This window comes from Euzebyales bacterium (assembly GCA_036374135.1).
Classification (GTDB): Bacteria; Actinomycetota; Nitriliruptoria; order Euzebyales; family JAHELV01; genus JAHELV01.
The window spans coordinates 33,039-52,297 of sequence record DASUUK010000015.1 but is presented as its reverse complement, the minus strand read 5'-3'; the positions used below and the strand labels follow the sequence as shown (position 1 = coordinate 52,297).

The 19,259-nt window shown below is 70.0% G+C and carries 22 protein-coding genes; 9 read left to right on the top strand and 13 right to left on the bottom strand.

Going from position 1 to position 19,259, the window contains the following annotated elements:
• Window positions 1-328: 328 nt before the first annotated feature.
• Complete coding sequence (locus VFZ70_02055) at window positions 329-1,363, bottom strand: GntG family PLP-dependent aldolase (GenBank protein HEX6254571.1); 1,035 nt, start codon at window positions 1,361-1,363, stop codon at window positions 329-331.
• Between the two features lie 97 nt (window positions 1,364-1,460).
• Between VFZ70_02055 and VFZ70_02050 the strand changes: the two genes are divergently transcribed.
• The 7 genes from VFZ70_02050 (at window position 1,461) to VFZ70_02020 (ending at window position 7,377) form a co-directional block, all read left to right on the top strand.
• On the top strand, window positions 1,461-1,730 hold the full coding sequence (locus tag VFZ70_02050; GenBank protein ID HEX6254570.1) for a hypothetical protein: 270 nt from the start codon (window positions 1,461-1,463) through the stop codon (window positions 1,728-1,730).
• Window positions 1,731-1,924: 194 nt separating this feature from the next.
• Window positions 1,925-2,680, top strand: a complete 756-nt coding sequence (locus VFZ70_02045; GenBank protein HEX6254569.1) for an MIP/aquaporin family protein — start codon at window positions 1,925-1,927, stop codon at window positions 2,678-2,680.
• A gap of 71 nt (window positions 2,681-2,751) precedes the next feature.
• Window positions 2,752-3,747, top strand: coding sequence for a dihydroxyacetone kinase subunit DhaK (gene dhaK / locus VFZ70_02040; GenBank protein HEX6254568.1), 996 nt, complete (start codon window positions 2,752-2,754; stop codon window positions 3,745-3,747).
• Between the two features lie 103 nt (window positions 3,748-3,850).
• Entirely contained in the window at window positions 3,851-4,543 is a 693-nt protein-coding gene (gene dhaL / locus VFZ70_02035; protein ID HEX6254567.1) for a dihydroxyacetone kinase subunit DhaL, read from the top strand.
• A 51-nt stretch (window positions 4,544-4,594) separates the two neighbouring features.
• Window positions 4,595-6,112, top strand: a complete 1,518-nt coding sequence (gene glpK, locus VFZ70_02030) for a glycerol kinase GlpK (GenBank protein HEX6254566.1) — start codon at window positions 4,595-4,597, stop codon at window positions 6,110-6,112.
• Between the two features lie 117 nt (window positions 6,113-6,229).
• Window positions 6,230-6,925, top strand: a complete 696-nt coding sequence (dhaM, locus tag VFZ70_02025; protein ID HEX6254565.1) for a dihydroxyacetone kinase phosphoryl donor subunit DhaM — start codon at window positions 6,230-6,232, stop codon at window positions 6,923-6,925.
• A gap of 239 nt (window positions 6,926-7,164) precedes the next feature.
• Window positions 7,165-7,377: a hypothetical protein gene (locus VFZ70_02020; GenBank protein ID HEX6254564.1), complete on the top strand. Its 213-nt coding sequence runs from the start codon at window positions 7,165-7,167 to the stop codon at window positions 7,375-7,377.
• Between the two features lie 156 nt (window positions 7,378-7,533).
• On the opposite strand, the gene VFZ70_02015 is transcribed toward VFZ70_02020, so the two are convergent.
• The 9 genes from VFZ70_02015 to VFZ70_01975 form a co-directional block, all read right to left on the bottom strand.
• Window positions 7,534-8,088 carry a hypothetical protein gene (locus tag VFZ70_02015; protein HEX6254563.1) on the bottom strand — a complete coding sequence of 185 codons (555 nt, stop codon included), beginning with the start codon at window positions 8,086-8,088 and terminating at the stop codon, window positions 7,534-7,536.
• A gap of 49 nt (window positions 8,089-8,137) precedes the next feature.
• Window positions 8,138-8,746 (bottom strand): hypothetical protein, encoded by a 609-nt coding sequence (locus VFZ70_02010; protein ID HEX6254562.1) that lies wholly within the window; start codon window positions 8,744-8,746, stop codon window positions 8,138-8,140.
• 72 nt (window positions 8,747-8,818) lie between these two features.
• Window positions 8,819-9,583 (bottom strand): lysophospholipid acyltransferase family protein, encoded by a 765-nt coding sequence (locus VFZ70_02005; GenBank protein ID HEX6254561.1) that lies wholly within the window; start codon window positions 9,581-9,583, stop codon window positions 8,819-8,821.
• A gap of 40 nt (window positions 9,584-9,623) precedes the next feature.
• Window positions 9,624-10,571 carry an ROK family protein gene (locus tag VFZ70_02000; GenBank protein ID HEX6254560.1) on the bottom strand — a complete coding sequence of 316 codons (948 nt, stop codon included), beginning with the start codon at window positions 10,569-10,571 and terminating at the stop codon, window positions 9,624-9,626.
• 5 nt (window positions 10,572-10,576) lie between these two features.
• Window positions 10,577-11,695 (bottom strand): Vms1/Ankzf1 family peptidyl-tRNA hydrolase, encoded by a 1,119-nt coding sequence (locus tag VFZ70_01995; GenBank protein ID HEX6254559.1) that lies wholly within the window; start codon window positions 11,693-11,695, stop codon window positions 10,577-10,579.
• A gap of 51 nt (window positions 11,696-11,746) precedes the next feature.
• Window positions 11,747-11,950 carry a hypothetical protein gene (locus VFZ70_01990; GenBank protein ID HEX6254558.1) on the bottom strand — a complete coding sequence of 68 codons (204 nt, stop codon included), beginning with the start codon at window positions 11,948-11,950 and terminating at the stop codon, window positions 11,747-11,749.
• 357 nt (window positions 11,951-12,307) lie between these two features.
• The gene (locus tag VFZ70_01985; protein HEX6254557.1) at window positions 12,308-13,558 is read right to left on the bottom strand and encodes an ArsA family ATPase; all 1,251 of its coding nucleotides are present in this window, start codon (window positions 13,556-13,558) and stop codon (window positions 12,308-12,310) included.
• Window positions 13,555-13,992: an SRPBCC family protein gene (locus VFZ70_01980; protein ID HEX6254556.1), complete on the bottom strand. Its 438-nt coding sequence runs from the start codon at window positions 13,990-13,992 to the stop codon at window positions 13,555-13,557. Before VFZ70_01980 ends, VFZ70_01985 begins: the two co-directional genes overlap by 4 nt.
• A 55-nt stretch (window positions 13,993-14,047) precedes the next feature.
• Entirely contained in the window at window positions 14,048-15,046 is a 999-nt protein-coding gene (locus VFZ70_01975) for a rhomboid family intramembrane serine protease (GenBank protein HEX6254555.1), read from the bottom strand.
• A 56-nt stretch (window positions 15,047-15,102) separates the two neighbouring features.
• Here VFZ70_01975 and VFZ70_01970 point away from each other — a divergent pair, with 56 nt between their 5' ends.
• Window positions 15,103-15,480: a hypothetical protein gene (locus VFZ70_01970; GenBank protein ID HEX6254554.1), complete on the top strand. Its 378-nt coding sequence runs from the start codon at window positions 15,103-15,105 to the stop codon at window positions 15,478-15,480.
• A gap of 43 nt (window positions 15,481-15,523) precedes the next feature.
• On the opposite strand, the gene VFZ70_01965 is transcribed toward VFZ70_01970, so the two are convergent.
• The gene (locus VFZ70_01965) at window positions 15,524-17,302 is read right to left on the bottom strand and encodes an AMP-dependent synthetase/ligase (GenBank protein ID HEX6254553.1); all 1,779 of its coding nucleotides are present in this window, start codon (window positions 17,300-17,302) and stop codon (window positions 15,524-15,526) included.
• Window positions 17,303-17,469: 167 nt separating this feature from the next.
• Here VFZ70_01965 and VFZ70_01960 point away from each other — a divergent pair, with 167 nt between their 5' ends.
• On the top strand, window positions 17,470-18,276 hold the full coding sequence (locus VFZ70_01960; GenBank protein HEX6254552.1) for a chlorite dismutase family protein: 807 nt from the start codon (window positions 17,470-17,472) through the stop codon (window positions 18,274-18,276).
• Window positions 18,277-18,418: 142 nt separating this feature from the next.
• Here VFZ70_01960 and VFZ70_01955 read toward each other — a convergent pair whose 3' ends face one another.
• On the bottom strand, window positions 18,419-18,694 hold the full coding sequence (locus VFZ70_01955; GenBank protein HEX6254551.1) for an HU family DNA-binding protein: 276 nt from the start codon (window positions 18,692-18,694) through the stop codon (window positions 18,419-18,421).
• Between the two features lie 192 nt (window positions 18,695-18,886).
• Window positions 18,887-19,246 (bottom strand): ArsC/Spx/MgsR family protein, encoded by a 360-nt coding sequence (locus VFZ70_01950; protein ID HEX6254550.1) that lies wholly within the window; start codon window positions 19,244-19,246, stop codon window positions 18,887-18,889.
• Window positions 19,247-19,259 lie beyond the last annotated feature (13 nt).

The following is a 19,259-nucleotide window of genomic DNA, read 5'->3' as shown; positions in this document are numbered from 1 at the left end:
GGTGTGGAACATCAGAGCGACCGATGATCCGCTGCAGTCGGCCATCGAGCAGATCGTCGCTGCACATCGTGGCGATACGCCGTCGCACGGCAGCGGGCGCTGGCGCGCGGTCGTCCAGGCGAGCCCACTGGTGCAGGTGGCCGCGACGCACACCGTCCCTCACGACGTGCCGACCGATCCGGACGGACTGGTCGACCGCGTGCTGTCGACCAGCTACATCGCGGCGCTGCCCGATGCGGCGCGGGCCGACGTCGCCGCGCGCGTGCGGGAACTCGGGCACGACGCGGGGCCCGTGCCCGTCCTGCGCTACACCTGCGAGTCGTACTGCTCACCCCGCGGTGAGCTGAGCGGTCGACAGCACCCGACGCAGCGCGTCGGCGGCGCTGTCGCAGTCAGCCGCCGACACGTCCGAGTGGGTGACCAGCCTGACGGTCGCGGCGTCCATCGCGCCGGCCAGCACCCCCTCCTCGCGGAGCGCGGCGACGATGGCCGCGGCCGGCACGTCCTCCAGGTACACGATGTTGGTCTGCACCTGCGCGACGTCGACGTGGGCTGGCGCGACCTCAGCCGCGGCGTTCGCGATCCGGCGCGCGCGGTCGTGGTCGTCGGCCAGCCGGTCGACCATCTGCTCGAGGGCCACGAGCCCTGCCGCGGCGAGCACACCCGCCTGACGCATCGCGCCGCCGTAGCGACGCCGCCACGTCGTGGCCTCTTCGATCGCATCGGCGGTGCCGACCATCATGCTGCCGACCGGTGCCGACAGCCCCTTCGACAGGCAGAAGCTGAGCGCGTCGACGTGGGATGCGACATCGGCGACCGTCACGCCTGCAGCCACGGCCGCGTTGAACACCCGCGCGCCGTCCATGTACAGCGGCACGCCGGCCGCGGCTGTGACGTCCCGCAGCGCTGTGAGCGTCGCGTCCGGGTACCAGGTTCCACCGCCCCGGTTGTGGGTGTGCTCGATCCACACCAGTGAGGTAGGTGTCAACGGGAACACGTCCGGCCGGATCGCGTCGGCCACGTCGGCCGGATCCAGCAGGCCACGACGACCCGGCACGGTCCGGAACTGCACGCCGGCCAGCAGTGCGCCCGCACCGGCCTCGTAGTTCACGACGTGCGCGTCGGCCTCGACGACCACCTCGGTCCCTGGCCGTGCGAGCACGCGCAGCCACGCCTGGTTGCACATGACGCCCGAGGGGCACAGCAGCGCCGCCTCCTTGGCGAACAGGGCGGCGGCCGTCTCCTGCAGGCGGTTGACGGTCGGGTCCTCGCCGTAGACGTCGTCGCCGACCTCGGCGTCCGCCATCGCCCGTCGCATGGCGGCGGTCGGTCGGGTCACGGTGTCGCTGCGCAGGTCGATCACGATCGCCGATGCTACGCGGCGCCCACCCCGGACCGCATGACAGCGCACCTGGTCGGGTACCCATGGACATCACACCCAGAAGGGCAGGAGGCACGGCATGAGTGGCCACCAGGAGTCCGAGTCGGGCAAGGAGTTCTCGCCCGACCAGAAGTTCCCAGAATCCGAGGAGTCCGCGGCGGCGGTCAAGGGCAGCGGGCGCAAGTTCGACCAGACGGTCGACGACCCCGAGTCGGACCCCGATGCTGAACGGGCCGAGGGCTCGGGCAAGGGGTTCGCGCAGAACGTCAAGGACCCCGAGTCGGACCCCGACGCGAAGGGCAGGAAAGGGTCGGGCAAGCAGTTCGAGCCGGGCCGCGACCGGCTCTGATGCCACCCGGGCCGCCGTGCCGGCCCGTGCACACGATGACATCAAGGTGCCGAATGGCCCTTGACGGGTCAGTACAGCCTTCATAGGTTCCCAGCGGATCCCGTACCGGCGGATCCCGCATCGCATGCTCTCGGTGCTCCGGCACCGGGCAGCATGCCTGTGTGAGGGTGCCTGACACGATTGGAGCGTCCCAGATGGAGGCCTATGTCGCTGAGTTCCTCGGAACCGCGATCCTGATCCTGCTCGGCGACGGCGTCGTCGCCAACGTCCTGCTGAAGAACTCCAAAGGCGAAGCGAGCGGCTGGATCGTCATCACCTTCGGATGGGGCATGGCCGTCGCGATGGCCGTGTTCACGGTTGGCTCCATATCGGGTGCGCACATCAACCCGGCGGTGACCATCGGGCTGGCGTCCATCGGCGAGTTCGCGTGGTCGCAGGTACCCGGCTACATCATCGCGCAGATGCTCGGCGCGATGACGGGCGCGGCGCTGGTCTACCTTGCGTACCTCCCGCACTGGGGCATCACCGAGGACCCCGGCCTGAAGCTGGCGGTCTACTCGACGGGGCCCGAGGTGCGTGACTTCACGAAGAACACCGTGACCGAGATCGTCGGAACGGCGATGCTGCTGCTGGGCGTGCTGGGCATCGCGTTCACCGCCGGAGGCGCGGTCGGCGAGAACGCCAACGAGTCGCTCATGGCGTTGTACGGCAACGGGCTCGCGCCGTTCTTCATCGGCCTGCTGGTGTTCTCGATCGGCCTGTCGCTCGGTGGCCCGACGGGGTATGCCATCAACCCTGCCCGTGACCTCGGTCCGCGGATCGTCCACGCCCTGTTGCCGATCCCTGGGAAGGAGGGCTCGGACTGGGAGTACAGCTGGGTGCCCGTCGTCGGCCCCATCATCGGTGGTGTGCTCGGTGCCGTGATCTGGTGGATCATGCCCTGGACCTAGGGACAGCGTGCAACTCACAGTGTGCGGTTGGGTGACGCGGCGCACGCACCGCCAACAGTCAGGAGCTAGCGGTGAAGAAGCTGATCAACGATCCGGAGCACGTGGTCACCGAGGCGCTGGAGGGCATGGCGCTCGCACACGGTGACCTGCTGACCGTCCAGCACGACCCCGACTACATCGTCCGCGCGGACGCGCCGGTCGACGGCAAGGTCGCCATCGTCTCCGGTGGCGGCAGCGGTCACGAACCGATGCACGGCGGCTTCGTCGGCCACGGAATGCTCGACGCCGCGTGTCCGGGCGCGGTGTTCACCTCGCCGACGCCCGACCAGGTGCAAGCCGCCACCGAAGCGGTCGACGGTGGCGCCGGTGTGCTCCACATCGTCAAGAACTACACGGGCGACGTGGCCAACTTCGAGATGGCGGCCGAGCTCGCCGAGGACGCCAACGTCCGCGCCGTCGTCGTCAACGACGACGTCGCTGTCGAGGACTCGCTGTACACCGCCGGCCGCCGCGGCGTCGGCGGCACCGTGCTGGCGGAGAAGATCTGCGGCGCCGCCGCTGAGCGCGGCGACGACCTCGACGCCGTCGCCGCACTGTGCGAGCGCGTCAACGCGAACGTGCGCTCGATGGGCATGGCCCTGACGTCGTGCACCGTGCCGCACGCCGGTGAGCCGACGTTCGAGCTCGGTGACGACGAGATGGAGATCGGCATCGGCATCCACGGCGAGCCGGGCCGCCACCGCATGCCGCTGGAGTCGGCGGACGAGATCACCGGACGGCTGATGACGCCGATCCTCGAGGACCTGCCGTTCTCCGAGGGCGACCGGGTGCTGTTGTTCGTCAACGGCATGGGCGGCACCCCGCAGATCGAGCTGTACATCGTGTACCGGGCCGCCGCGAAGCTGCTGGCGGACCGTGGCATCACGGTCGAGCGGCACCTGGTCGGCGACTGGATCACCTCCCTGGAGATGGCCGGCACGTCGGTCACGCTGCTCCGGCTCGACGACGAGATGATCGAGCTGTGGGACGCCCCGGTGCATACGGCGGCCATGCGGAAGGGAATGTAGGTCGACGGAAGACGCCTAGGCACACCGAACACGTGCCTCAAGTAGCGAAGCGGTAGGCACACGCAACACGTGCCTCAAGTTGCGAAGCGGTAGGCACACGTATATGAGCGTCAGCACCGAGGACATCACGGCCTTCATCCAGCGGTTCGCGGACGCGGTCACCGAGCACCGGCGGCTGCTGACGCGGCTCGACAGTGCGATCGGCGATGCCGACCACGGTGAGAACATGAACCGCGGCATGCAGGCGGCGCTGCAACGGCTGTCCGGCGACGATCCGGCTGCGGTGCTCAAGGCGACCGCCATGGCGCTGGTCAGCAAGGTCGGGGGCGCGGCCGGTCCGCTCTACGGCACCGGCTTCCTGCGCGCGTCGAAGGCGGTCGAGGGCAAGGACGAGCTCGAAGCAGCCGACCTCGTGTCGGCCTTCGACGCCGCGTTCGAGGGCGTCGCCCAGCGCGGCAAGTCGCAGCGCGGGCAGAAGACGATGCTCGACGCGCTCGGTCCCGCGCTCGACGCGCTGCGCGCGGCCGTGGACAGCGGGGCAGACCTGTCGGACGCCCTGCGTTCGGCGGCTGACGCGGCCGACGAGGGCAAACGCGCCACGGTGCCCGTGCAGGCCCAGCGTGGTCGCGCCAGCTATCTGGGCGAGCGCAGCATCGGGCACCAGGATCCGGGGGCGACGTCCACGGCCATCCTGATCGCGACCATGACCGGCGACGACGATCTCGTGGCGAGGGCGGCGGAGGACGCCTCTGACAAGGAACCGGAGGAGGGACCGGGTGTCGACGACGACGCCTGACGACAGCGGATGGGTCGGAACACACCGACCTGGAAAGGCGAGGGAGACCACATGGCCGAGTACGTAGGAGCGATCGACCAGGGGACGACGTCAAGCCGCTTCATGATGTTCGACCACGGCGGTGGCGAAGTCGGACGCGGACAGCACGAGTTCGAGCAGATCCTTCCGGGGGCCGGCCAGGTCGAGCACGATCCGGCCGCGATCTGGGCGTCGGTGACCGATGCGGTCGGGTCGGCGCTGCACGGCGGGGCGTCCGCCGACCACCTCGCCGCCGTCGGCGTGACCAACCAGCGCGAAACGACCGTGGTGTGGAACCCGAAGACGGGTGAGCCGTACTACAACGCGATCGTGTGGCAGGACACGCGCAACGACCGCCTCGTCAGCCGCCACCAGGACGAGGGCCATCAGGAGATCGTCCAGCGCAAGGCGGGCCTGCCGATCGCCACGTACTTCTCGGCGGGCAAGATCCAGTGGATGTTCGAGAACGTCGACGGGCTGCGCGAGGCGGCGCAGAACGGCGAGGCGATCTTCGGCAACACCGACACCTGGGTGCTGTGGAACCTGACAGGCGGCACCGACGGTGGCGTCCACGTGACCGACGTCACGAACGCCAGCCGGACGATGCTGATGAACCTCGAGACGCTCGACTGGGACGACGAACTGCTCGAGATCTTCGGCGTGCCGCGCTCGATGCTTCCGGAGATCCGGCCGTCGAGTGACCCCAACTACTACGGCGTGACCCGGGCCGACGGTCCGTTCGGTCGGGAGATCCCGCTGTGCGGTGACCTCGGCGACCAGCAGGCCGCCACGGTCGGCCAGGTCTGCTACGACGTGGGAGACGGCAAGAACACCTACGGCACCGGCAACTTCCTGCTGCTCAACACCGGGACGGACCTGGTGCGCAGCGAGAATGGCCTGCTGACCACGCTGGGCTACAAGTTCGGCGACGAGGACGCGATCTACTGCCTGGAGGGCTCGATCGCGGTGACGGGGTCGGCGGTGCAGTGGCTGCGGGACCAGCTCGGCATCATCGGCGACGCCTCCGAGTCCGAGACGCTGGCCAACGCCGTCGACGACACCGGCGGCATCGTCTTCGTCCCGGCCTTCAGCGGCCTGTTCGCTCCGTACTGGGACAGCTCGGCGCGCGGCATCATCGTCGGCCTCTCGCGCTTCAACACCAAGGAGCACCTGGCGCGGGCGACCCTCGAGGCTGTGTGCTACCAGTCGCGCGACGTGGTCGACGCCATGAACGCCGACTCGGGCGTGGACCTCGAGGTGCTCAAGGTCGACGGTGGCATGACCGCCAACGGCACCCTCATGCAGCTGCAGGCCGACGTGCTCGGCGTGCCGGTGTCCAAGCCGGTCGTTGCGGAGACCACGGCGCTCGGTGCGGCGTACGCCGCGGGCCTCGCGACCGGGTTCTGGAGCAGCACCGACGAGATGCGTGACAACTGGCAGGAGGACAAGCGCTGGGAGCCGGAGTGGAGCGACGACCGGCGTGAGGAGGGCTACGCGCGCTGGAAGGAAGCGATCGACCGCACCCGCGGTTGGGTCGACGTCTCCGCCTGACGGACGTCCATTGCCGCGGGCTGCCGCCAGCGGCAATCCGGTCGTGTCGCTCGTCCGTCCACTGTTGTTGGCAGCACCGGCCCGGTCACGGGCCGCCGAGTCGAAGGATCCGGCATCGTGATCGGACTGGTGCTCGTCAGCCACTCTGCCAAGCTCGTCGAGGGCCTGCGCGACCTGGTCGGGCAGATGGAGCCCGACGTCCCGCTCGCGATCGCGGGCGGGACCGACGACGGCGAGCTGGGCACGAGCCTCGACCTCGTGACGGCCGCCATCGAGACGGCTGACGGTGAGCACGGCGTCGTCATCCTCTACGACCTCGGCAGCGCCGAGATGACGGCCGACTCGGCGGTCGAGTTCCTCGACGACGACGTGCGGTCCCGTTGCCTCGTCGTCGATGCACCACTGGTCGAGGGCGCCATCGCCGCGGCGGCCGCGTCCGGCGGCGGCGGCAACCTGGGGGCGGTGGCCGCTGCCGCGGCGGGAGCGGCGTCCCGTGAGGAGCCGGGCGGCGGCGAGGACGACGACCTGAACGAGGGCATCGAGCTGCGGCTCACCAACGTGGGCGGTCTGCATGCCCGCCCGGCGGGCAAGATCGCGCGCGCGGTGCGCCAGTTCGATGCCGAGGTGCGCATCGAGCACGCGGAGACGGGCGAGAAGGCCAATGCGTCGAGCACGTTGCGCATCGTCAGCCTCGGAGCGCCGGCCGGCACGTCGATCATCGTCCGCGCCGGCGGGCCGGACGCCGAGGAGGCGCTGGCGACGATCCGCGACCTGGTCAACGACCGGTTCGGCGAGGACCCCGCCGATCTCTGACGCGCGATGGCGGCGCACTCGCCTGTGCCGCCGGATGCCCGACAGGGCTGCACAGCGATGCACAGCCGCCGCTCACCCGACTGCCGTGGGACTGATCGACGAGGCACGGCGCGCGGCCATACGAGTAGCCGGTTTGTTACGGACCGTCCCCACCCCGTAAGATCAGGCTCGGCCGCATCTGGACGGCCGCACCCTTCGACGGGTGACCTCTCTCTCATTTCTGCAAGGTGGATCTCGGCATGGTGACCTGGCGCCCCAGCAACGTCAACGAGCTCGACTTCAGCGACCGCGCACTGATCGTGACGGCACTCCGCTCCTATCAGGCGGAGGTCGAACAGGAGCGCAACGGCAGCGGCAACGGCGTGGCGAGCTTCGCCATGGAGTACATCTCGGGGCGTCTCGGCCATCTCGCGGAGATCATCGACCCCGAGCGCGACGGCGCCACCGGCTGAGTCGAGTGGTGATGCAGCCGCCGTCCGAGGCAAGGCTCGGGGCGGCACGGCTGCAGCCGGTTCTGTGCGCAGCCGGTCCTGTGCGCGCGTACCACGCCGCGCCGGTCCCACGCCGGCCTGGATGACGCCACCTCCCGCCCCGGTGACGCGTCAAGATCAGACCGCGCTGTGCGAGACGGCGTCGCGCAGCGGCGCCGGGTGCAGGCGGATCGTGTTCGCCTCGGCGAGCCACCGTTCGACGGCGTCCGACACCCCACCGATCCTGGCCAGCGCCCGCGCGAGCCGGTACGCCTCGGCAGATGTGAACTCGGTCAGCTGTCGCGCCGCGAGATCGCGCGCGATGTAGGTGGCGGCCGCCGCCGCGAGCTCGCTGCCCGGCTCGGACCGCGTCGCCACTACCCGGGGCGGCCGCATGGCTGCGCCATCATCCCGCCGGTCCCGGCCGTCGCTCACCTGCGCTCGCTGGCGACCCCTCAGGTAGGTGTCGAGCGTCGACAGCAGTGTGCTCGCAGCACGTAGGCGCTGCTCGGCAACCGTGGGCGACCTCGTACCCGTGAGCAGTTCCGGATCCCGGTCATCCACGCCGTCCGGTGCCCCGCGGTCGTGCAGGACGTCGATGAGGTGGTTGAGGTGAGCGACGTCGCGCGTCAGTGCCGCTCGTCGGTCGGATCCGCCGGCCCGCGCTCCCCGCGACGGTCGTTGCGGCGCCACATCACCTCCTGCCCACTGCTGCGTCGGACCGCCGGTCGCACAGCCGCCGTCAGATGCCGAAGTCGGGTGGCGGAGCGTCACGCGATCGAGCAGCCCGATGTCCGCCGTGGATGTCATCGATGTCGTCGTCGAGCGCCGTCGCCGCCCGCCGGGTCGCCGGACGCGGCGGGCGCGGGATCCTCACGTGCGTCTCGTCGGTGTCCGGCGCCGCCGTCGGGGCTGGCGGTGACGGTGGCGGTGACGCACGATCGGCGGCGCCATCCACGTCCCCGTCCTCAGGTCCGGCGCCATCGCCGGCGGCCTCGTCACCGGCATCGCGTCCACCGCCATCGGTGTCGGGTTGCCGATCGATCTCGTCCCGTGTCTGCTCGTCGACGAGTGTCGCGGTCACCCGCGCCTGCCACGTCGCGATGGTCATCAGGTGGTTGACGAGCGTTCGCAGGTCGTCGACCTGGCTGGTCAGCTCGTCGATGCGCTCGGTGAGCTGGGCGATGACCTCCGCGGTCGGCCCGGGCTGCGCGGGACCGTCCGTCGTCTGGCCCGTTGCATCCATCAGCAGATCCAGACGGTCCACGATGTTGCGCAGGTCGTTGACCTCCGTGCGCGACGGATCACGTTGGGGTTGCGTCACACCCACCTCCCATTCGACGACGGGCATGCAGTCACGACTTGTACCTACGTAACGAGCGCCACGCAAACTGATGTGACGGCTGTTGCCGGGTCGCGGCGGTCACCGTCGGTCGCCCTCGCCGGAGTCCGCGGTCCCGTCGGGGCGCTGCGGCTCTCCGAACGCATCGAGCGCATCGTCGGACACGCGCGCCCGTTGCGTTGGGCGCGCGTAGGCGTCGACGTAGGCCTGCCCGCTCAGCTGCTGGATGGCACGCATGAGCCGATCGGTTTCGAGGCGCAGGTGCCCCGGGTCGTTCAGTGGCCCGTCGAAGTGCAGCGGCTCGCCGAACCGGACCGTCACGGGCACGCCGAGGTGCGGGACGTAGGCGTGGGGCGGGATCATCTCACGGGTCCCGATGATCCCCACGGGAACGATCGGCGCGGGGGCGCGCAGCGCGAGCCGCACCGGCCCTGTCTTGCCACGGTACAACCGCCCGTCAGGCGACCTCGTGCCCTCCGGATACAGGCTCAGCAGCCCGCCCGCGCGCAGGACATCGGTCCCGCGCTCCAGGCTCGCGCGCGCCGCTGAACCGCCTTCGCGCGCCACCGGAACGACGCCCAGCCCGTCGAAGAACCACCGTGTCAGGGCGAAGCGGAAGTACTCGCCCTTGGCAAGGAAGACCACGGGGCGCGACAGCAACAGCGGCACGATCACCGGGTCCAGCATCGACAGGTGGTTGCCGCACAGGATGGCCGGGCCGTCAGCGGGCACGTTGTGCCGGCCCTCGACGCGCGGACGCAGCCCGTGGAGCACGATCGGTCGCAGCATCCCTGCCACCAACCGGTACAGCGGCGGCGCGCGGTTCGAGTCGAGGGTCTTGGCCATGTGGTCCGTCCCCGGCGTCCGGGCGCCCTCGCGCCGACGTTCAGCTCGCGGATTCGGCGGCGAGCAGTGCCGCACCTATCAGACCGGCGTCGTCACCGAGCTGCGCCCGCAGTACGGGAGGGACCGCACGATGTTCCCGGGCGATGACGCGGGCATGATACGCCTCGACGGCCGGCTCGATCAGCAGGTCGCCCGCCGACAGCACGCCACCGCCGATGACCACGACCTCGGGATCGAGGCCGTTGACCAGTGATGCAATGCCCACGCCCAGCCAGCCGCTCGCCTCACTGAGGATCTTGACAGCCAGCTCGTCGCCGCCCTTCGCGGCCTCGGTGACCGCGGTGCCGGTGACATCGTCGACCCGGTGCAGCGCGGAGCCCAGATCGGTCCCGCGGCTGACCGCCTCGCGGCCCATGCGACCGATCGCCGTGCCACTCGCCATCGCCTCCAGGCACCCGTAGTTGCCGCAGGGGCAGCGCGGCCCACCCTCGTTGACGATGATGTGGCCGAACTCGCCACCCACACCCGTTGCGCCTCTCATCAGCCGGTCGTCGAACACCAGGCCGCCACCGACACCGGTGCCGACCGTCAGCATCAGGGCACCGCCCTCCGCGTGCTGTGCGGCGCCGACCCGGTACTCGCCCCACGCGGCGGCCGCCGCGTCGTTCTCGACGTTCACGTCCACGCCGAGCGCGTCGGCGAGCTCGGCACGCAACGGCGTGTCCCGCCAGTCCAGGTTGGGCGCGTACCGCACGACGCCGTCCAGGTCGACCAGTCCTGCGGCACCCACGCCGACGGGGAGCCCACTGACGCCGGTGCGCTCCGACACCGACGACACGAGCTCGATGATGCCATCGAGCCGCCTACGCTTGTCGTCCGGCGTCGCCGCGCGCTGCTGCTCGACGATCCGTCCCACACGGTCGACCAGTCCGGCACGGATGTTCGTGCCACCCACGTCGACGCCGATCGCCCGGCCGTCCCGTTCCACGGCGGTCAGAAGCGGAGCAGCGCCGCGACGGGGTGGCCGTCCAGGCGCGTGCCGTCGCGGAACAGCTCGATGTCGGCGCCGCTGAGCACGGCCTGTTCGATGATCTCGTCGATCAGGTCGTCGACCGGCTCGACGGGCGTGCCATACGCCGCGGCCTCGTGCTCGTGCAACGCGAGCGCCCCGGATGCACTCTTCCAACCGGGCTCGCCCGCGCCTTCGACCACGAACAGCACGTCGACGCGCTTGGCGTTGACCGCTTCGATCACATGGCGGATGCCGCGTGCGTCTCGCTCCGCCTGACCCTTGCCGGCCTCGAGCCTCGCAAGCAGGTCACGCCGTCGTCCAGAGACCAGTTGCTGTTCCGCGTCGTGCAGCACGGCGCGCAGGTCGTCGGCATCGGCCGCGAGCGGCAGGCTGACCGGGTCGCCGTGCAGCACTTTGGTCAAGTACGGATGCAGCATGCGGACGAACTCGGACGCTTCAGCCGTGGGACCCGCCACGACCAGGCAGTCCAGCGGCTGGTCCTCGTGGAGGCGCAACAGGATGTCGCTGACGTCCTTCATGTGCAGCAGGACCTCGTGCTCGATGCCCCGTTGGAAGCGCGCCTGGGACCAGCCACCCTGATCGTGCTGCCCGTGGACGTCGGACGTCACGTCGACGTGTTCGAGGATCTGCCCGAGCTCGTACCGGAGGATGCGCGCCCTATCACGCTCGATGATCGCCAGGGCAATGTGGTGGTGACGACCGAGCAACGCCTGCAACGGCACGACGTAGGGGCGGTCGCCCACGCGCGCGATGTTGCGGACGCCCATCGCGACCTCGAGGACCTCGAAGATGTCCCCGCCACTGGAGAACAGACCCAGACCTTTGACCCCACGACGGTCGAAGCTCGTCCGCACCCAACGCCGGATCTGTTCGGCATCGGCCCTGACGGACTCGCTCGCCTGGTGATCGAGGTCCGTCGCCACCTGTCGCACATCGCGCAGCAGCTTGTCGAGCCGCGCCTCGTAGTCCACCGGACGCGGGTACCGGGCTCCGTCGGTGTTGAGGTACACAGAGGTGACGGGCATGGCTGACGGCTCGCGGTTCAGCAGCTTTCGGATCGCTGTGGCAGTGACCTCCAAGGCCGCTCCTTCCGGTCGGATGCGTCGGGACGGGTCGAGGACGTGCGTCGGTCAGTCCACGACGATGCGGCGCAGCGATGTGACCGCGGTGGTCGGGTGCGCGCTGTCGTCGGCCGTGGGCACGTCAGATGTCGTACCGCAACGGTCCTCCGCCCACACGTCGTCCTGCGTGGAGGAACCTGTGTCGGCCGTGGCGAGGAAGGCGCGGGCCGCCCGCAGCAGATGGTCGCCCGCAGCCGCTAGATGCACGGCCACGTCCGGGTGCACCTCGCGCACCACACGCAACGCGGCGCAGGCAGGGCACGATCGGCACTGACCCTCGTGCTCTTCGGACCTGCGGTCAGCCATACCGCCGCAGTCTAGTGGCCGGTGCCGGACGCGCGGACGCGCCCCGCTGGTGGTGGGTGTGCGCGTCCGCGGCGGGCTGGCGCGTGCCGGGGTGTCCCGCCCGCGTCGCCGAGTCCGCGCTGGACGTCGATTCATGTGGAACACAAGTGCATCCCATACCTGTGGACAACATTCAGCGTCGCCGATGTCATGTGCTGAATAGGCGTCCGCGAGCCACAGCAGATCAGACAGGTGGCACGGCGTCGTGGCGGCTGGGGCTGCGCGTCACGCGCTGGCAGCGCGCTCCGCGACCCGTTCGGATCGGTCGACGACCGCGCCCGTACGCTGATCCGCCGCGTCGAGGACGATCACGAGCCACCCGTCGGTCACGCGCGCCGAGGTGACACCGGCCGTGCGCAGTGCCGCCGGGAGCATGACGTTGCGGGTGTAGCCGCCGACCGTGATGTACAGCTCGTCACCACGCTGGAGCAGCTCCGCGTCCGACGACGTGGTCGCCGGCAGCGGCAGCCGCAGCACGTGTCCATCGCCGTTCCGCTCGATCTCGAGACGTGGGCCGTCATGCAGCACCGCGGCCGGATCAAGCCTCTCGAACAGCCGGTCACCAAGGGTCGCAAGGCGCTCGAGGCCGACCGGCTCGCCATCCTGGAGCTCCAGCGGCAGACGTGGGATCGCACCGAACGTCGCCACGATCTCGGCGGACAGCCCCTGCTGGCGCTCGCGCCACCCGCGCAGGAACGGGTCGGTCACCCGCTCCGGAACGAGCCGATTGACGACCACGGCGTCGACGTGGTGACCGAACAGGTAGAGCGATGTCAACATCCGACGCGCCTCGGCGAGCACCACACGGTCTGCGGTCACCACCATGCGCACCGATGTGTGCGCCGCGTCGAGCAGCAGCCCGCGCACTGCCTGCAGCCGGTCGTAGAGCGTCCGTACGGACGCGAAGACACCGTCGTCGGGCACCGGCATGGTCGTGATGCGGCCGACCGCGGGGCGCAGGGCCCGGGTGAGGTGGCGCTGGACGGGCAGGAGCCGTTCCACGTACCATCCCAGCACCTCGGGCAGGCGCAACAGCCGTAGCGTCTCCGCGGTGGGAGCGCAGTCCACGACGATCACGTCGTAACGGCCGCTGCGGGCGTGGTCGTGCAGATCGAGCAGCGCGAACAACTCGTCCAGGCCGGGCAGCACCGCGAGCTCGGCCGATTCCAAGGGGTCGGCGCCACCCCACGTGAGCATCGCCCGGAGGTACTCACCGATGTCCCGCCATCCCGACCGCAGCCGCTGGTCGGGTGACAGCTGCTGGGCGTCGAGGTCGGGCCTCACGGGCGTCGGCCGATCGCCCAGCGGATGGTCCAGCACGTCAGCCAGCGAATGCGCCACATCGGTCGACGCGACGAGGGTCCGCTGCCCGCCCGAAGCGAGCCGGACGGCGGTCGCCGCCGCCACCGAGGTCTTGCCGACGCCTCCCTTGCCGGTGTGGACGATGACGCGGGCGGCCCGAAGATCGCTTGTCACGTACCCGACTCGACGTGTTGTCGCAGGTTGTCCAGCGCGCTGCGGACGATCTTCTCGGCGGCGGCGCGACGCATGAAGCGTGGCACGCTGACCACCGGGTCGACATCGAGCTGGTAGGTCACTGTGCTCGTTCCGTCGCCGCTGTCGGAGACGGTGTAGCCACCATCGAGCTCGCGCAACTGGTCGCTGTCGACGAGCCGCCAGACCACGGTGCCCTCGCCGTAGGTGTAATCGAGCGTGTAGGTCGCCGTGAACAGCCGGGCGTCAACGACGAAGCGCGCGCGGGCCGGGCGCCCCTCGGCGTCACGGTCGAGCACGTCGACCGACTTGACGTCGCGCTGCCACGACGGATAGGCGTCGACCTCGATGATCGCATCGAGGATGGCCGCCGGCGGTGCGGCGATCTGTGTGCGCTCGCGGACGGACTCGCTCATGTACAGCTTCTCCAACTCGAACGACGCCCGGACGACTCAGGACGCTCCTGCGAGCCTAGGTGTACCAGAGCAGGCCGAGCAGCAGCGCGACCGACACCCCGACCGGCACAGCCACCATGTGCCAGCTCCGGAACGCGCGTCCGTGCCGACGGCGACTCATCGCCCACCACATGCCGATCGCAAACCCGGTCACCAGGCCCCCCAGATGGGCCTGCCAGGCGATGCCGGGGACGAACAGCGGCAGCGCCAGGTTGATGAGCAGCAGCGTCCCGAGCTGAGACAGGCCGGCCCGTCCGGCCGTCGAGTCGCGGTTCACCCACGCCGCCGCCAGGTAGGCACCGAACAGGCCGAAGATCGCGCCCGAGGCACCGACCGCGACGCCGGACGGCATGCCGACGAGGAACGCGACGCCGCCGGCGATGCCCGACGCGACATACAGCGCGGCGAATGCTGCACTGCCCACCCCGCGCTCGAGCTGCGGACCGAGCACGTACAGGGCATAGCCGTTGAACGCGAGGTGGGTGATGCCGGCGTGCAGCATCGTGGCGGTCAGCACTCGCCACCACTGGCCGTCGATGACCAGTTCGTTGATCTGCGCCCCGAGCAGTGTCAGGGGCATGGTCCGCTCGAGCAGTCGCTCGATGATGAACACCGCGACGTAGATCGCCAGCAGTGCGTAGGTGACGGGCGTGCCTCCGCGCGCGACGTCAGGCGATGCAGGCGGGCGTTGCGCGGACGCCGGAAGGCCGCGTGACTCGACCGCGGCCCGCTCGACCCGCAGCGTCGCACCGCAGGTCGGGCACGCACCAGTGGGCCGCACGCCCGACCCGTGAGGACCGTCGAGCACCGAAGGGTCATCCAGATCGTCGGCGTCGACCGCATCGCCGGCCGGGAGGGTCGTCCCGCGCCCGGCAGCCCCGTCCGACCGCGCGTCAAGGCCGACGCGACCGGTCAGGCAGACGTCGCACACCGGCTGGCCGCAGTGGTCGCAGCGTCGCCGGACCGTCTGACCATGGTGGACCGGGCACGTCGGGATGGTCGGATCGGCTGCCATATGAACACGGTAGCCTCGGTCGCCATGGGTGCGACGATCAAGGGACGGCCACGACGATGACCGACGATGGGCTCACTCAACTGGCGGCGCGCGGGATCGCGCTCGCCCGCATTGGGATCGGCATCGGCGCGACCGTTGCACCGGCGGCCGTCTCACGGCTGCAGTTCGGCTCCACCACGCCGGGCCAGACCATGACGGTGCGGATGCTCGGCGCCCGCGACCTCGCGCTCGGCTTCGGTGCCCTGCTCGCCGCGCGGCACGACTCGGCGCGCCTGCGCGGGTGGGTCGAGGCCGGCGGGATGGCCGACGCGATCGACGCTCTCACGTTTCTTCGGGCAGATCGCGACGAGGCGCAGCAGCGCGGTCTCACGGTCCTCGCGGCGGGCTGCGCGGCCGTCCTCAGCGCCTGGGCCGCGCGACGGTTGACCGACTGATCAGGCCGGTCCTCCGACAGCCCGTACACGGCGCCCGTCAGGATCAGCCTTCGTACAGCTCGTCGATCGCGCCCGCGAAGTGATCGGCCACGATCATGCGCCGCACCTTCAGCGTCGGCGTCAGCTCGCCGTCCTCGATGGTGAAGTCCCGCTCGAGGATCGCCGTCCTGCGGATCGACTCGGCGCGTGACACCGCCTGGTTGGCCTCCGCGACCGCTCGGTCGACCTCGGCACGGACCAGATCGGACTGCGCAGCCTGGACCGCATCGCCGAGGCCCTGCTCGGTGGCGAAGGTGGCGAGCTCATCGGGATCCAGCGTGATCAGCGCCCCGACGAACGGTTTCTGGTCTCCGACGACCATGCACTGCGAGATCAGGCGGTGCGCCTTCAGCCGCTCCTCCAGGACGGCCGGGGCCACGTTCTTGCCGCCGGCCGTCACGATGATCTCCTTCTTGCGGCCCGTGATCGACACGAAGCCGTCGTCGTCGATGGCGCCCAGGTCGCCCGTGTGGAACCAGCCGTCGTCGTCGAGCACCTCCGTGGTGGCCTGCTCGTTCTGCCAGTAGCCCTGGAACACACCGGGACCGCGGATCAACAGCTCACCGTCGTCGGCCACTGAGAACTCGGTGCCCGGCCACGGCTGCCCGACGGTACCGACCTTGTTCCACTCCGGTGGGTTCACCGCGGACGCGGCGGTGGTCTCGGTCAGGCCGTACCCCTCGAGGATCTCGACGCCGACCGCGTGGAAGAAGTGCGCCAGGTGCGGAGCGAGCGGCGCACCGCCCGAGATGGTGTGGCGCACGCGCCCACCGAGCGCGTCGCGCAGCTTGCTGTAGACGAGGCGGTCGAAGATGGTGCGCTTGAAGTTGGTGACCAGGCCCGGGTCGGGCGACTTCGACCACTCGGTGGCCGTCGCGACCGCGGCGTCGAAGATCCTGGCCTTCGGCCCCTGCGCCCTGGCCTGCGCGGTGTTGAACACCTTCTCGAAGATCCGCGGCACCGCGAGAAGGAACGTGGGCCTGAACGTCTTCAGATCGTCGGAGAGCGTCTGGACCGATCGCGCGTAGCCCAGCACGGTGCCCGCGTCGAGCACGGCGAACTGGATCACGCGGGCGAAGATGTGTGCCAGCGGGATGAACAGCAGGGTCGATGCGTCGTCCGGCAGCAGCAGGCTGGACAGCGCCAGTTGCGCCTGCCGCGCGGTGACGAGGATGTTGCCATGGGTGAGCACGCAGCCCTTCGGATTCCCCGTCGTGCCGGACGTGTAGATGATCGACGCCAGGGTGTCGCCGGTCACACCCGCGACGCGGTCGTCGACCTCGGACAGATGGTCGCCACCGTGGGACGCCAGGTCCTCCAGCCCACCGTCGTCCATCACGAAGATCTCGGACAGGTGCTCGGCGCGGTCGCGCACGGACTCGAGCGTCGCCGCGCGCTCGCCGTCGGCGCAGATGGCGATCTTCGCGCCCGAGTCAGACAGGATCCACCCGCACTGGTCTGCGGCGCTGGTCTCGTAGATGGGCACGGTCGCCGCGCCGGCGGCGAGGATGGCGAGATCGGCGATCGTCCACTCGACCCGCGTCGGGCTCATCACGACGACCCGGTCGCCGGGTTCCACGCCTCGCGCGATGAGGCCTGCGGCGACGGCACGCACCCGGTCGGCCAGCTCGCCCCAGGTGAGCGGATGCCAGGAGCCGTCGACCCAGTAGCGGACCGCCTCCTGTCCCGCCGAACGATCCGCGTACTGCCACAGGCGGGTCGTCAGGTGATGATCTGAGGGGACGTCGAGCGGTGTACGGCCCTTGCTCTGTGTGCGCGTCATCGGCTCGCTCTCTCCTCCACGGCCCGTCGCCCGGCAGCGACGCCCGCCGCCCGTTCCATGCAACTCCGACATCACGAAGTATGGCGCATCGCAGTCGTGTCGCGACGATGCCCGGCATGCGCAACTACCATGCGACTGCCGCAACCCATCCCGGAAGGCGTCTCCACTTGGCCGTCGAGCCCGTCATCCCCTCCGAGGGCCGTGCCGTACTGCACCTGTTCTACAGCGTGCGCCGTGAGCTGACGGACGGCGCCGGCGCCGCCGCGCGCGACTTCGCCGCGCGCATCGAGTCCTTCGATCAGCGCACCGGGTGCCAGGTTCTGACCTTCAGCGTGCTGGGCCAGAAGGCGGACTTCGGGCTGATGGCGCTCGCGCCCGATCTCACCGCCCTCGACCGCTTCACGGTCGAGCTGAGCTCGTCACCACTGGGCCAGGTCCTCGTTCCGGCGGCGTCCTACCTGTCGCTGACCGAGCTCAGCGAGTACGTCTCGACGACCGACGACGAGGCCAAGCGCCTGATCGAGCAGGAGGGCATGGATCCGACGTCGCAGGAGTACGAGACCGCGCTCGTGGCCTTCTCCGAGCGCATGGCCACCTATGCACGCAACAAGCTGACCCCGCAGCTGCCGCCACGACGGGTCATCAGCTTCTATCCGATGAGCAAGCGGCGCGATCCCGAGGCGAACTGGTACGCGCTCGACTTCGCGGCCCGCAAGACGATGATGGCGGGGCACGCCACGGTGGGGCGCCGGTACCGCGGGCGGGTGCTCCAGCTCATCACGGGCTCGGTGGGGCTGGACGATTGGGAGTGGGGTGTCACGTTGCTCGCCGACGACCCCGCCGCGATCAAGAAGATCGTGTACGACATGCGCTTCGATGAGGTCAGCGCCCACTACGCCGACTTCGGACCGTTCGTCACCGGTCTGGTCATGTCACCGATGGACCTTGTGCACCACCTCGGCCTCACCGCCTGACAGGCCGGGTCAACCGTCACACACGCGGGAGCGCCCCGACGATGTCGCCGGGGCGCTCCCGTGCGTGACGCGGACAGTGCCACGTCGTCACCCGTGGAGGACGGCGGACCATGAGGTGGCACCCGTCCTCCGCAACCATCGGTCAGCCGTTGACCGCGTCCTTGAACGCCTTGCCAGCCTTGAAGGCCGGGCTGTTCTGCGCCGGAATGTGCATCTCGTCGCCGGTCTGCGGGTTGCGGCCGGTCCGCGCCTCGCGGTGCCGGCGCTCGAACGTGCCGAAGCCGGTCAGGGTCACCTTGTCGCCGCGGGCGACGGTTTCCGTGATCGTCTCCAGCACGGCGTCCAGCGCGTCGGACATGCTGTTCTTGGCGATCTCGGCACGATCGGCAGCGGCGTCGATCAGCTCTGCCTTGTTCAACGTGGGCTCCTCGGTTGCGATTGACACATCAGGGTTGCGGCGGGCGGTGTGGCGTGTCCGCAACGATGCCATCGGGGCACCGCATCGCACCGCGACCCGCCTTCGCGGGACCCCAAACTGCCCCGTTCCGGGCGGATGTGCAAGCATGCGCGTCAGCTGGCGACCGTCACGGGCGGTGCCGGCGTCGCCCGATCACCCGCCCTTCGCAAGGTCGACGAACCGCTGCCAGGCCTGCGGGTCGTCGCCCACCGAGAGCTCGCGTCCGCAGCGGACGAGCGGCAGCCGCAGCAACAGTGGCTGCTCCGCGAACTGCTCGAGCCACGTGTCGGCTCCGGCCGACAGGTACCCGAGACCGCCGTCGCGGTAGGCCGCCGATTCACGGTCGATCACGCCGTCGACGCCGAACCGGTCGACCCACTTGCGCAGCTCACCCGAGGTGGGCGCGCGCTTGCGCAGGTCGTTGAACGTGACCTTCACCCCGCGCTCGGCGAAGAAGCGCTGCGCCTTGCGGGTCGTTCTGCTCTTGGGATGTCCCAGCAGCTGTGGTTGCATCAGGCGCCGCAGA

Excerpts from the sequence above, each read along its gene's own strand:
- VFZ70_02050 (HEX6254570.1), top strand. The coding sequence starts at position 1,461 with ATGAGTGGCCACCAGGAGTCCGAGTCGGGCAAGGAGTTCTCGCCCGAC.
- VFZ70_02045 (HEX6254569.1), top strand. The coding sequence starts at position 1,925 with ATGGAGGCCTATGTCGCTGAGTTCCTCGGAACCGCGATCCTGATCCTG.
- dhaL (HEX6254567.1), top strand. The coding sequence starts at position 3,851 with ATGAGCGTCAGCACCGAGGACATCACGGCCTTCATCCAGCGGTTCGCG.
- glpK (HEX6254566.1), top strand. The coding sequence starts at position 4,595 with ATGGCCGAGTACGTAGGAGCGATCGACCAGGGGACGACGTCAAGCCGC.
- VFZ70_02020 (HEX6254564.1), top strand. The coding sequence starts at position 7,165 with ATGGTGACCTGGCGCCCCAGCAACGTCAACGAGCTCGACTTCAGCGAC.
- VFZ70_02010 (HEX6254562.1), bottom strand. The coding sequence starts at position 8,746 with ATGCCCGTCGTCGAATGGGAGGTGGGTGTGACGCAACCCCAACGTGAT.
- VFZ70_02005 (HEX6254561.1), bottom strand. The coding sequence starts at position 9,583 with ATGGCCAAGACCCTCGACTCGAACCGCGCGCCGCCGCTGTACCGGTTG.
- VFZ70_01980 (HEX6254556.1), bottom strand. The coding sequence starts at position 13,992 with ATGAGCGAGTCCGTCCGCGAGCGCACACAGATCGCCGCACCGCCGGCG.
- VFZ70_01975 (HEX6254555.1), bottom strand. The coding sequence starts at position 15,046 with ATGGCAGCCGATCCGACCATCCCGACGTGCCCGGTCCACCATGGTCAG.
- VFZ70_01970 (HEX6254554.1), top strand. The coding sequence starts at position 15,103 with ATGACCGACGATGGGCTCACTCAACTGGCGGCGCGCGGGATCGCGCTC.
- VFZ70_01965 (HEX6254553.1), bottom strand. The coding sequence starts at position 17,302 with ATGACGCGCACACAGAGCAAGGGCCGTACACCGCTCGACGTCCCCTCA.
- VFZ70_01950 (HEX6254550.1), bottom strand. The coding sequence starts at position 19,246 with ATGCAACCACAGCTGCTGGGACATCCCAAGAGCAGAACGACCCGCAAG.